We start from the raw sequence: 13,179 nt of genomic DNA on the forward strand, positions 1-13,179 counted from the left end.
ATTGATGTTTGCAAAAGATCAGCTGAATATAGTCATTTTTATTGTCATTTATCTTTGGCTATTTTAAACCCATTCTTTTCTGGTTTTGTAATGATATCAGAATCTATCCATTCAGACTGAACATAAAAATTTCCGTTGTCTTCTATTAAAATGAACTCTGGATCCATATTTTTTCCAAGAGTATAGCCATCAAGATTTTTTTTATGTTTTAATATCAATTTATTTCCTTCTTCTGTTGCCGTTAGCTCATCTTTAAATCCAATTTGATAACCATTGCCTGACGCTATACTATTTTCACCAGTTATATTGATCTCTAAATCCCACCCGGCATTCATTCCTCCAATTTTTCCATAATTAAATCGAACTTTATAAATACCGTACCATTTTTTATTAATTGCGATGGTGTGTAATGAAGACGGAGTTTTTTGTCTTGAAGTAACAGTATCAGCGTTGATAACTTGAGTAACAGATGTTTTGGCATCTTTACATGAGAAAGCCAGAAATAATAAAAGTGATATGTGGAGGTGTTTTGCTACCAAACTACGTACTTTATTAAATTAAGATAGAATCTATTATTTTATCTTTTGTAAAGGCATTTCATTATTTCCAGGATTGATAAAGTAAACAGGGTTTCCTGAAATATAATATTCATTGTCTGATTTTTCAATATAAATTGTGCCCATATCATGTTGAAATGAAGAATTATAGATGATTTTTATTTTGTCGTTATTAATAAGTTCAGCTTTGACATTAGAATAACTCTCTTTACTCCCATCATCATTTATATTGACTGAAATATTATCTAAGGACTTTATAACAATATTGAAACTTGTTTTTGCCTCATCTCTATTGGATGCTTCAAAATGATAGTTGCCCTGCCAAATAATGTCATTTGCCTTTTGAGATTTATCGATATGTGATCCAGGTGAAACCAATGAATCTTCTGATAATGTCTTACTGGAGCCAACTTTTTTTGAAATGGTTGTTTTGTGCTCTTGTGCTTTCTTACAAGAAAACAAGCTTAAAATGAATATGATAACTATTAGGTTTTTCATTTATTTTTTAGGGATAATGGCTCTATGTATTTTATTAAATCTTAGGTTGAAATTTTTATTCAGAGCATTTAATAAGACTTGCTATGTTACTATTTTCTTTACTAAATGGATTTTCTGTTTGTATATATATTTTTGTTTTTTTTAAATAAAATCCAAACCATGTCAAATTCATTTTAGAATTGTCAATCATTTCAAAATAAGCAACCGGTTTTTTGTTTTCTAAATTATCCCAAATTTGCATTTCATCAGGTAGTGGGATGAGTGGTGGGAAATCAGTAAAATATAGTTCATATTTATTAACTCCTACCTTTTTTAACTGAGAATTCATTGAGAACCGGTTGGGAATTGTAAATTGTACATTATTGATATTAGTTTTAATACTGATGTACTTTTCTGATTTACAATCAGACGACCAAACAGAGGTTTCAGGAATATTAATTATTTTAGGAACATTGCTGTTATTCGGCTGTTTTTCCTCTTTAAATTGACATGAACTTATTATAAAGAAGAAACTGATATATGATAATCTGCTTATTATATTTCTCATTCATTAAACCGCTTTGTATTTTACCTATTTAATCTTTTTTTGTCAACACTAGCTCACTGTTATAATTCCATTTTTTATCAGCTACAATAGGGCTTTTTAAATAGTATTTTCCCTCTTTATACAGGATAGTTCCCAGAGTGGTAAGATTAGAATGATCAGAAAAACCATCCCCATCAATTGCTTTTTCATATTTTAATATCAATTGCTTTCCATTTTCTTCTATTTTGCATAAATCGGTAAAGTAAGTTTTGTACCCCATCCCTGAAAAAGTACATTTGTCGCTACTAATTTCAATATCATAGTCAATAGACATTTCTGATACATTGTCTAATTTCCCGTAATCTATATTTAAGTTGTAATTGCCCAGCCAATGATTATCGATTGCCTTTGCAGATTCTGAAAGCAAAGAATCTCCGGGATATTTTTTATTCCGAACGGTTTCTTTTGAAATAGTAACTGTATTTTCCTTTGCTTTTTCACAAGAAAACAAGCTTAAAATGCAGATGATAATTAGGCTTTTCATTTCAAAAAATACTGTTGTTTATGTACGTTTATTTTATCAAATCAATGATTTTATTATTGATCATTTTATTATAATCACCTTCAAAAAGCCCATTTTTATACTTTTTGTAATATTCTATATTTGATGTGGAAAACTCGTAGTATAACTTGTCTCCTTTCTCATAATATTTTCCTTCAGAATAGTTTGGATAGTTTTTATAATCATTATCATTTTTGATAATATATTTATCTGGAATCTCTATTAAAATACTTTCTCCTGATTCATAAATTTTTAGTATATCCGAGTAATTAACAGTTGATTCTTCGTACTCAGGTTTCCAATACATAACTCTTTGTCCCAGGGGATATAAAACTTTATTTTTATATAGATATAATTTCCATCCAAAATGATTATCACCATTTATTGGAAAGAATATTACATAGTTTTTAGATGCATCTGAAAAGTAGACTGTAGGTACCGAGGTTTCTAAGTCTTCATTATTAATTTTCCTTATAATAGCTTTTTCTATATCATTAAAAACAAAAGTAATAAGTTCATATCTATTTTTGTCACTTCCTTCAATCGTTGTATTTGAAATATTAAAATTTTTACAATTTAAACTGTAATTAGAAGATTCAGAATTTTCTTGGCCACAATTAATTTTGGTTAATTGAGTGAGATTTTCTGTAGTAATTGCTTGACCTGAAGTCTCAGATTTTAATGCTTCTTTTTCTATTTTGATACTATTATCTTCCTCTTTTTTTTGCCCTTGACATGATAATAAAAAGAGTGTGATAAATATTGTTATTGTTTTTTTCATAACTATTAATTAATCCCAAAAATCTTCATACTAGTGATCTTTATAATTAGTAGTCTTAAGGTGGACCAAATTTATCAAACTCAGATGCATAAGAAATCATTTCTTTGATATGTGGTAGGTTATAGTAATTTTCTTTTTTAACTTGATTTTGAAAATTAATCCATAGAGTTTTAGGATATGTCAAACAACAGAAGCTTAAAATATTTCCCCACATTCCTTTGTGCCAATTGTCTGGTGATTCTTTCCAAAATTTTTGATGTAACGGATCAGTAGTATTAGCAGCAAAAGCTATTATTTTAATAAGTTCTTCTTCTTTCCAAGGACTATTTTTATCATCATAAAATTTAATAATTTCTTGAGTGACATATTTTTCCAACGCTAAAGTATATTGGTTTTGTTGAGCAGTTGTGTTTTTTTGTATATAGTTTAGGATTGCTGTATTAATTTGATGTGTATTGTTTCTATCTTTGGTGAAAATTAAATGATCAGTAACTTCTTGTGGATTATACTTGTTTTTCTCCATTATCTCATGTATAGAGATATCAGAGTTGCGACTTACATTTATATTCCTCTGTTCCTTCTTGCAAGAAAACAGGCTTAAAATACAAATAATAATTATCAGGCTTTTCATTTATTATCTACAGATAATGGTTCTCACTATTTTTTCTTTAAGAAAGTACCATTGGTAGAAATACTATATTCTTGTGTATTTTTTAATACATTTTTATAATCAACTCTATTAAATTTTTTCAAAACAATAGAGTAATTTTTACCAATTGAAAATGTTGTTAACTCTCTTTTATTGGATTCAGGGTAGCCGTCATCTGCATAACCTACCTTTAAAGAGTCAATTGTTTTCCCTTTATTATCCATTGTAAATAATGTATAAAATACGTCATCAGTATTATCATTTTTGGCTAGGGTTATATTAATATCTCCATATTTTTCCAAAGATAATTTGCTGTTATAATTACCCAGAGAATTATCTGCCTCCCATTCGAATTTGTCTAAATCTTCCTGTTGTATGGGTAGAGATACTTGTTTTGAATGGTTGTTAAGTTTGAGAATGATGTCATCATTAAAGTTACTTAAGGTAAGGGAACCAAAATCCTCAGGGGTATAAATCTCATGCTGTTCATCTATTCCTTCTGACGTTTGCTTAGTTTTCAGGAGATCTATTTTTTCTAAAAAAACTTCATTGGATTTGAAGCTAAATGAATAGACTATGTCCTCCTGTATAAGATCAAATCCTGTATCTGTCGCTTTTAAACTCACATAAGGGTCACCTGACTGAACACCACATGTTGAACAGGCAATGATTTTATTATTTGAACTTATTGTTTTATATGTATTTTGGCTATTAAGCTGCACGGCAATTGTTCTGTTGGCCGTTGGTGTTTTTTCAGAAATGATAACCTTATCAGGCTGACCATCTTTATTGATATCAACAAGTAAGGAGTCTATAACTTTTTCTTGCTTATTTGGTTCATTGATAATGGTTGCTTGGCTTTGCAGATGTTTTTTACAAGCTAATAACGATACACTCAATATCATTGAAATGAAAAAAAGTTTTATTTTCATTTTATTTATCTTTTTTATATTCATTATAGTAGGTTTCAATATTCGAAGCATAGTCAGGATTCTTTTTTTTCCATTTACTTCCGTTATATTTAGAAGCAATATCTTCCCAATTTTTATTTTTCATAGCGGTTATCATTCCAATAGTATTTTCAATATATCCAACAAAAAAGTAAAATTGCTGAATTTCACAAAGGTTTACAGCTTTTTCCATTTCTTCAGGTGTGCTAAAGGCTACTGAATAGTTGAAACCCATCACTTGGAATTTACCCCAACTACAAGCTTTTAAAGCGGTTGTATTATCAATTTTTTTAGCTTTATCTAGTTTGTCGTATTGCTCGGAATATTTACCATAACCTCCTGACAGCTCATTTACAAGCGAGGGATCATCTTTTTGTAATTTTTCAAGTTCAGATCTTGTCTTATTTAAATCTTTTTCTAGATATTCCCACATTTTGTGTCTTTCAAATAGGATAGTAGCTTGCCCTTCTTTCCAGAAACTCTCTCTCTTTGATTCCTGCTTTGCGATAGCCTGAATCATTGCTAACTCAATACCTAATCTATCTGCTTCTTTTTTATAAATATCATTAGTAATAGGGCTGCCTTTACCTATACATGCTGTTTTCACTTTACCTTGTTTAAAGCAAATACATTCTCCTACTTTTGAATTAGAATTGCTATTGGTGCTTAATCCTCCGCCCATACAACTACACATATCTTTTAGTCCCAATTCATTGGCAAGTTGGGTTAGGCTTTTTCCTGTAAGTGAATCTTGAGTTTTAGTAAAAAATTTATCATCTAGATAAACATTATCAAATTCACGTACATCCATGTGGATCCAGCTCCAAGTTTGCCCATTTCCTAATCCAAACGGCTCTAAAGAAAAATTATTATTTCCATTAAGCCAATTATATTTACTGTCTAAATATTTTGTATAAAATTTGTCACGAATATCTCTTAGAATAGGTAGGTTTTCTTCTTTTTTCCCTGCAACTAGTTTATTGTTTTTTAAGAACTGTATATCTACAGCTTTTCCCATATGGTTAGTAGTTGCTCTACCAGCATATTTATTGTGTTCCCAACATCTGTATCCTGCAGTAATACTAGAATATTTATATTCATTTTGTATACTTAAATAATATTTCAAGGCGCTCACTCCCCATAATAAACTTCTATGCATTCCAGGTCTTTCATATTTATGATATTTTTCAACGTGAGTTTTACTTGAATATTGATCTTTATATTGACCTTTTCCAAATCCTGAGCATTTGTTTGGAATACTTTTTATTCCATTACATAAACATGTATAATCTGATATTTTTTCAGCCCATTTCGAAGTAAAATCATCAATTGCTTTGAGTACATTTCCACAGACTTTTCCTGTTTCTGGAACTTTCATATAATCCCGTTGGAATTGTTTTACCATTTTTTCTGTTCTGTCCGTAAACTCATCTGTTGGAACATTTCCACCAAATCCAGCTAAGCGGATATTGATTTCTCTGATCAATTCGCTCTTAGGGCTTCCCTTTTTAATACAGAACTTGCCACCACAATTAGATCCACCAATTGGTTGATCCCCCACTTTCACCGCACCTTTATTCTCAACAATCTTAACCAGCGTACTCCCTTTCTTCAGCTTAGCGGTAGCCATTGAGAAATCACCATCTGCATCGTATAAAACTTTTCCGTCCTGGTTCTTTTCTTTCACGATGGCATAAACGGTCAATAAATTTACTTTATTTTTTATACCGTTCCATATAATTTTTTGTTTAATGATTCCATTCTGATCAGCTTTAACATTGACCTGCTGTAAGAGCAGGGGATCTCTCCCTAATACAGAATCCCTTATTTCCAGGAATAAGCTTTCATCAGGCTTTATTCCGCGGCTGTTGGCGTAGAAATAACTGATCTCATCATAATCTACTACCGTATGTTTTTCGCTGCCGTCTTCACTGCCTAACTTGGCATTGAAAATTTCTTTTTTATCCTGAACATCCAGTTTATAGGTTTTAGGGAAGGGCAATCCTTCTCCAATGGCTACAACATCGGGAGCGGTGATTTTAACGTAGATCAATCCCTGGTTTCCCGCCTTATTTTTCATATCAGCATCTAAGGTAACCGGAATTAATCCTCCATCATAAGCAGGAATGGTAATGGTCTTTACAGGATCATCCTGTACCGCGTCACTATCCCAGAGTACGATGGTTAATTTTTCGTTATCGAGACCTTTGTGATCGATGCGGATATTTACTTTTTGTCCCCAGCCGGCTTTGTCTATTTTACTTCCGTTGCTGTCTGTGAACTGAATATCGTTGATCACAGGCTGTACTACATTGATGGTTTGGGTGGAACCTTTCCCTTTTATTTTACTGGTAATCGTTAATGTACCGGGTTTCTTTGGAGTAAAATTGATGGATTTTCCGGTAACGGCATTAGAGAATCCCTGCCATTGTACTATTTCGCTGGGAAGAAGATCCGGAAATATCATTTTGTCAACAGTAGCGGTCATAGGTTTACCCACTTTGGGAGTACCGCTGACGGTAAAGCTTACCACATCGTTTTCCTTCACCTCAAAATGCCAGTCGTCATCTTCTTTTTTGGCGTTTTTTCCGGTAGCGTTGGCTACCATGCTGTATGCTTCTACAACATGCTTCCCGGGAGTGACGCGTACTCCGGGGATGGTAATACTTTTCCCGTTTCCGATGAGTACACCGTCCAGGTTCCATTTGATGTCTGCTGATTCTCCGGGAGTCAGCCCAAAAGGAGAGTTCTCATCACCCAATTTATATTTCATTTTAGAAACACTGAAAGACATCGAAGTTCCCGGTCTTACGACTTCGGCACCATGACTGATACCTAAAACCGCATTGCCTTCACTTTCTCCTGACATCTTTTTTTCTATGGCTTCCCCGTTTTCGCTGATATAACGGGCCAGAATACTGTATTTCGCTTTAGTGTTCTGAGGAATAAAGGTTAGGGTGTCACCATTGATGTGAACGCCTTCCGTAATAGCATTTCCCGCTCCATCGAATACGGCAAGTGTAAGCCTTGATTTTTCTTCTTCCGTAAGATCAGGAATGAAAAATTTTGCTCTGAACACAGAAGGAACGCCTTTCCTAAACTTTCTGTTTTTAGAGGGGTCGATACGGGTAGTAAAATCTGCGGATGTAGACTCAAGATCGAGAAGGGTGTTTTCTACTACTTCAACATCGATAGAACAGGTAGGATCACATTTATCAAATTTTCCTTTTTCAAATTCCGGGGTTTTAGGTTTGCCGTATCCTTCAATCCTGAATTTTCCCAATCCTTCGAAACTTTGGGAAAACTCGGTTCCGATTTGTTCTCTTAAAAATATTCTGTTCTCTTTCTTACCCTGATGGTCACTGTAAACCATCCACGAGGTGAGTTGTTTGTTTCCGCTTTTCAGATTGGCTTTAAAAGATGCTTCTTCGTCTTTACGCAGGTAAACGATACCACTTTTATTTTTGGAATCTATTTCTTTAAAACTAAGTCTGTTTTCTATGGCAGTTAAGACAATAGAAGTCACGGAAGGATATTCTTCCTTTTTTTTAGGCTGATCCACTGCCGGATTTACCATAGCCAGTTCTGCCGGGTTGGTATTGTCGGCATGGGCGTTGCTCACAGAATCAGTCTGCCCGTGTTTAGCTATGGTGATTATTCCGCCTGCAGTACACGTTAATTGAGAGATTTCTGTCAGTGTATTTTTTCCCATGACCTGAGTACTGTCATAGGTTTTGTCCCATTTGGGTGCAGGCGCTACAGCACACGGAAGATAACCACCTGCCGTTGGTTTCATTTTACATTTTCCGAAAGTTTCAGCGGGAGGCATAAATGTTTTATCTTCTTCTGTGGCGGCCAATTTACCCTGTTGATCGTTCAGGACGATAATTGCATGGGAAGTAACTTGTAAATCTGCTGTTTTTTTAGGGGGAATGGATTGATCACAGATGCATTTGGCACCATGTACCACAAAGTATTTTCCGTCGTGGTCACTTTTGGAAGCCTGTTCGTTTTTCTTTTTCTCTTCTTCCTTCTTTTTTTCCTCTTCCTGTTTCTGTTCTGCCGTTTTTTGTTCCTGGGCAGGATCGGGTGGAGGAGTCTCACCATTGAGTCCATACACCTCATCAGGAGGCGGAGTCATAAGGGAAAAGCCTGTATAAGGAGTATTACCAACCTTCGTTTCGGAATTGGCATTATGATAGTCTTTCAGTTTTGTCCAGTCTTTGATCCCCAATTTTTTGGCGATATCCTGCAGCGTTTCTCCGCTCTGAACTGTATATGGGATAGGTGCTGACATATTATTATTTTGTTTCGATGGTGATAATCTGTTGGTAGTAAAATTTATCTTCCGCTTCTATGCACACAATGTTTTCTGCTTTTTCAATTCTACCGGTTTTCCCGGTGTAGCTGATGGTATTTTGAAGATCTGCATAGAGTGGGAGTGTTTCTTCATCAAAATTGACGTCGTAGTCATACTTATGAATGTATCTGATAATATCATTCATGATATCCTGGGCATTATTGATTTTAGGTTCGAATGATAATGTGTTTTCATCTTTCTGATAGCGGGTTTCGCCTTTCCATTCAGAATTTCCTATCGGGAGAATTTTCCAGGAAGTTTCATAGTGTTTTTTAGGATTGAATTTTTGTAAGCTATACTCAAGCATTTTCATAAAATGCAGCTGTCTGATAAACTGACTTAACTTTTCATCCGTTTGTATCGCCTCAAAAAACCGGGTCCTTATATGCTCGGTCCCATCACCACTGTAGATATTGTGAACGTCTATATCTGCTTTTTGGATCCGTTTTCTGATTTCATCTATATTTTGAATAACCAGGCTATACTTCTGTACCACACAGACCAGCGGAAAAAGTGCTTCCATATAGGTGTTGGATACCTCGAGAAATTTAGTGTCTATTTCCTGGTTATTAATCTTAAGGTTGGTCCTGTTGATCAATATTTCATTACCCTCTTTTTTCCATGGCTCTATATACAAAGTGTATGAGAGCTGCCCGTCATGCTGCTCGCGACCTATTTTTACCGTGCATTTATCCTGTACGAAGTAGGTAGAAGTGGGGAATATGTCCGAAATTGGGGAAGTCATGATTAATTGTGTTTTCAGGTGTTTTTATTAGTATATGTTTAATATATCATAATAAGGGACGTCTATTTTCTTATCCTTTATCATATATTGGCCAAGGCAACAGCCCAGCATTTGCTTGCCTCCGTAATAGGGCATGTTTTTAAAATTGTATAATTTGAAATTCAGGTTTTCTGCTACCTTCACTTCCAAAGTGTCTGTAGTTTGTAACCCGGTTATATTTTTAATTTTTAATTGTGAATCCTGTTGTTTTAAAGTATGGGGCAATAAGATGGATTTCCCGTTTTTAATATGGAAAATCTGAGCCTTATCCAAATTGACATTTTTGTATTTATCCATAAACTTAAGAGTTAATGAATCATATTTGAATTCAATATTTTTGTTTTGGGAACATTGTTCCTGATCCTGTACTTTTTGTTTTTTTTCGTCTACACATGAAGTAAACAAAAAGAACATGCCGGTGATCATTACTATGATATTTTTCATTGTATTATTTCATTTTTATATAGCCATTGTAATTCATCATAAAATGTTGCCATGATATGGGAGCCTCAAGATAGGTATCTTTGGTTCCCCATGAATATACCTTAAACATGACTTCATCCTTTTTACTCTTAAAGAAACCGGGTTCATAGTCCCAGGTTATCGGGGTTTCCAATACAACCCAATGCAGATCAAAAGATTTTTTATCCCATATATCCTGTATGAGATCCGAATCTATCATCAACATTAGCCTGTATCCATTACTAAGCTGTTTATTGATATCATCAATTTTAATCTGCATTTCCATGGTGCTTGTCGCCAGTGGTTTTATAGGATTGTATACTCCTTTGGAATGTACGTCACTATAACCCAATAGCTTTTCGCAGAGGTTAATAACTACATTAGGCCAGTTGATTGCCTGAAATTCTTCATCTCCGCCCTTATATTTTGGATTATCGGTATTTCTTGTGGATGCCATTGTGACATAATCCACTAAAGGCATATCCGAAGTATTCAGCGGAAATCCTTTGGTATTGATTTTCTTTTCCAGAATATCAATACTTGGTTTTGCTGTATAGCTCTTATAAGTAGATTCTCCGGTTCTGAACAGTTCTTTTGCAAATTTTTTATAGGCAGCAGGCTGTTCCTTTGCAAACAAATAGAATACACAAGCCATTCCGCAGAGAGAAGTTCCTGACTGGTTTATTCTTTCCGGATGTTTATCGTCAGTTCTTACTTTTAATTCTGCTTCAAACATAGCTTCGTTGAACCATCTGAATCTGTTGTGATGCCATATTTTTAAACGGCCTTCTGATGCTTCATCGTTAATATAAGCCATTACATAAATGTAGCTGCCGCACATATCCTTTTCATTCAGATGAAGACTATAAATTTCTCCGGTGATAGTGGACAGATGTTCTATCCATTTATTTTTTGACGGACTATAATATTTGTATTTCCACCTGATCTTCTTCTTATCCTGAGGCGGAAGATTGGTGTAAGTAACGACCTGGAATCTATAAGTTTTTCCAAACAGAAATCCTGGCTGTGTCTTTATGGGACTCGCTTCTTCATTGGCGGAGCCATTATCCAACGGAGTAAGGAGCTTAATACTTTTAACCTTGGTAGGCTCAATGCCCTTACGTTGGGTCTCTTTTTTTTTGTCAAATTCTACTCCAGGCATAATAATATTGATTTGTGTTTTGGTGGCTTATGTTTGTTATTTTCTATTTAAATCGATTCCCATCTATCATATAATCTTTTAAATAGTCTTTCATATCTTCTTCCAGATAATAATCTTTATTGTCATGATATGAATTTTTATCTTTAACAGTTTTTACATACATCGCTTTCAGCTTTTTATTTTTAACAGAATAAATACAAGAGCAATTATTTTTTTTTGTATAGTGCTGTTTGCTAAAGGATTGATAATTCATTTTAAGTATACTGTCATTTATCAATCGAGGTAAAGGATATAATGAATTAAACAATGCTAAATACTTATCTGTAAAAAGGTCTGTTTTTTTTGATGAATGAAGATCTGCGCAGTATATTCCTCCAAGTTCGGCAAACTGTTTAAATGTTCTGTTGTCATTTTGTAGTTTGTTTATAACCTGAGAAAATATCTTATTATGCTGGCTCCACAAATACGTTGGAAGAGTAATACTTAAAATGATTAAAATATGCTTCATTATTTATATATTATTTTAATTCCCAAAAATAAACGGTCCCTCCATAATCGACATAATTATGTCCACCTATTACATTTCTATTATTTCCAATCCAAAGAGTTGCATGTCCGGAAATTCCATCACCAAATCCACCAAGTATAATGTAAACACCATTTTTTATTTTACCCTCATTGATTTTATCGGCTACAGCAGTAATGTTTGAAGGTCCCTTAACGGTCACATCCGGAGATCCCCAAACGTCTGGTTTTATTAACCATGATTGTAAACCACTAGCACTTGTCTGAAATCCTTTATTGTAAAAAGTATGCTTTTTGTTAGTAATTTTAAAAGCAGTTTTAACTTTCATTCCTCCGTTTATTAATCCCAAAGAAACTCTTGTTGCGCAAGCATTTCCAAAGGTTTTTGTATCATAGTCTTTTCCTAATAGCTCTGGGAAAACCTCTGTGGCAGGCTTGTCATCGTTGCCGGATTTGGGATAACCCTCATAAACATCTTTCCAGCTAGGCCTCTTTATTTGAATAGGTGTAGTCGTTTTTCCACCAGACTGCGCAACAAACTTTCTTTGTTGCTCCAGCAAAATGGGAATCAATTTTTCTATATTCATAGCCTGTACTTTTTAGGATTCTTCTTTATCATCCCTTATCGTTAACGTGTAAGCCTTTAAAGGCTCCTTGAATATGATCTGCCCTTTTTTTACCGTTCCTGTAAGAGTAAGTTCGTCAAGACCTTCAGCAATAGGCTCCCCATCTTCAGCTTTAATCGTCACCTCTATGCTTTCTCCGTCTTCATAACCTTCAGTTTCTACAATGAGGTCCATGTCTACATAAAACCTGGAAGAATCTGTCAGATGATTTTCCTCATCCCCATATGCCCAATACATTTCTGTTATTTGCCCTTCAGATTTATTCTCATCCTCAGTCAATGCTCCTCCTTTTCCAAAACCTTGCAATATTGCTTTTTTTTGGCTGGATAATTCCAGGTTTTGCTTGGTAGCCTCAATAGTCACCTGCTGGGCTTCCTCATGAGAAACCTTACTGAGCGAGGTATAATTATTTGAAACCTGTATATTGATATTTTTTGCATTCTTTATAATCGCCATGATAATGAGTTTTATAAGTCATTTTTGTATAGCTGGTTAAACGGATATTTATTCTTTTTCCTTTGTCTTAAAGCTCTTAAGGATACATAAAAAGATAAGATAAAAGCTAAAAATCCCAGAAATAAAGATTCAATGACATTTTCCATGGGCATATTTTCGTGGCTGTCTTCTGTCATCGGAGCATTGATGAAATCCATGATATTGTAAGCCGCTATAGTCGTAAAGCTCATAGCAATAATGCTGATCAGCAGTGGTAATAAATAGAGTCTCATGATTAGTTT

General features: G+C 34.1%; 15 protein-coding genes. All 15 read right to left on the reverse strand.

Translation table 11 applies throughout. From position 1 onward, the window contains the following. Positions 1-44: 44 nt before the first annotated feature. On the reverse strand, positions 45-539 hold the full coding sequence (locus M030_RS0113130; protein WP_027373928.1) for a hypothetical protein: 495 nt from the start codon (positions 537-539) through the stop codon (positions 45-47). 33 nt (positions 540-572) lie between these two features. After that, positions 573-1,055: a hypothetical protein gene (locus M030_RS0113135; RefSeq protein ID WP_027373929.1), complete on the reverse strand. Its 483-nt coding sequence runs from the start codon at positions 1,053-1,055 to the stop codon at positions 573-575. A gap of 55 nt (positions 1,056-1,110) precedes the next feature. Continuing rightward, positions 1,111-1,383 (reverse strand): hypothetical protein, encoded by a 273-nt coding sequence (locus M030_RS25775; protein ID WP_027373930.1) that lies wholly within the window; start codon positions 1,381-1,383, stop codon positions 1,111-1,113. 247 nt (positions 1,384-1,630) lie between these two features. Next, the gene (locus M030_RS0113145; RefSeq protein WP_027373931.1) at positions 1,631-2,125 is read right to left on the reverse strand and encodes a DUF5991 domain-containing protein; all 495 of its coding nucleotides are present in this window, start codon (positions 2,123-2,125) and stop codon (positions 1,631-1,633) included. A 28-nt stretch (positions 2,126-2,153) separates the two neighbouring features. After that, on the reverse strand, positions 2,154-2,924 hold the full coding sequence (locus M030_RS0113150; protein WP_027373932.1) for a hypothetical protein: 771 nt from the start codon (positions 2,922-2,924) through the stop codon (positions 2,154-2,156). A 55-nt stretch (positions 2,925-2,979) separates the two neighbouring features. Further along, complete coding sequence (locus M030_RS0113155; protein ID WP_155860251.1) at positions 2,980-3,447, reverse strand: hypothetical protein; 468 nt, start codon at positions 3,445-3,447, stop codon at positions 2,980-2,982. A gap of 134 nt (positions 3,448-3,581) precedes the next feature. Continuing rightward, positions 3,582-4,505, reverse strand: a complete 924-nt coding sequence (locus M030_RS0113160) for a hypothetical protein (RefSeq protein ID WP_130867841.1) — start codon at positions 4,503-4,505, stop codon at positions 3,582-3,584. 1 nt (position 4,506) lies between these two features. Beyond that, positions 4,507-8,820 (reverse strand): N-acetylmuramidase domain-containing protein, encoded by a 4,314-nt coding sequence (locus M030_RS24965; RefSeq protein ID WP_051585060.1) that lies wholly within the window; start codon positions 8,818-8,820, stop codon positions 4,507-4,509. 4 nt (positions 8,821-8,824) lie between these two features. Further along, the gene (locus M030_RS0113170) at positions 8,825-9,628 is read right to left on the reverse strand and encodes a hypothetical protein (protein ID WP_061084640.1); all 804 of its coding nucleotides are present in this window, start codon (positions 9,626-9,628) and stop codon (positions 8,825-8,827) included. 27 nt (positions 9,629-9,655) lie between these two features. Next, entirely contained in the window at positions 9,656-10,111 is a 456-nt protein-coding gene (locus M030_RS0113175; protein ID WP_027373936.1) for a hypothetical protein, read from the reverse strand. Positions 10,112-10,115: 4 nt separating this feature from the next. Further along, positions 10,116-11,291 carry a hypothetical protein gene (locus M030_RS0113180; RefSeq protein WP_027373937.1) on the reverse strand — a complete coding sequence of 392 codons (1,176 nt, stop codon included), beginning with the start codon at positions 11,289-11,291 and terminating at the stop codon, positions 10,116-10,118. A 43-nt stretch (positions 11,292-11,334) separates the two neighbouring features. Then, positions 11,335-11,799, reverse strand: coding sequence for a hypothetical protein (locus M030_RS0113185; RefSeq protein ID WP_027373938.1), 465 nt, complete (start codon positions 11,797-11,799; stop codon positions 11,335-11,337). A gap of 10 nt (positions 11,800-11,809) precedes the next feature. Continuing rightward, positions 11,810-12,403, reverse strand: coding sequence for a T6SS effector amidase Tae4 family protein (locus M030_RS0113190; RefSeq protein WP_027373939.1), 594 nt, complete (start codon positions 12,401-12,403; stop codon positions 11,810-11,812). A 12-nt stretch (positions 12,404-12,415) separates the two neighbouring features. Next, a complete protein-coding gene (locus M030_RS24970) occupies positions 12,416-12,898 on the reverse strand; it encodes a hypothetical protein (RefSeq protein ID WP_051585063.1) in 483 nt (160 codons plus the stop codon). 11 nt (positions 12,899-12,909) lie between these two features. After that, entirely contained in the window at positions 12,910-13,170 is a 261-nt protein-coding gene (locus M030_RS0113200) for a hypothetical protein (RefSeq protein ID WP_130867846.1), read from the reverse strand. Between the last annotated feature and the right edge of the window lie 9 nt (positions 13,171-13,179).

This window comes from Chryseobacterium sp. UNC8MFCol (assembly GCF_000482305.1).
Classification (GTDB): Bacteria; Bacteroidota; Bacteroidia; order Flavobacteriales; family Weeksellaceae; genus Chryseobacterium; species Chryseobacterium indologenes.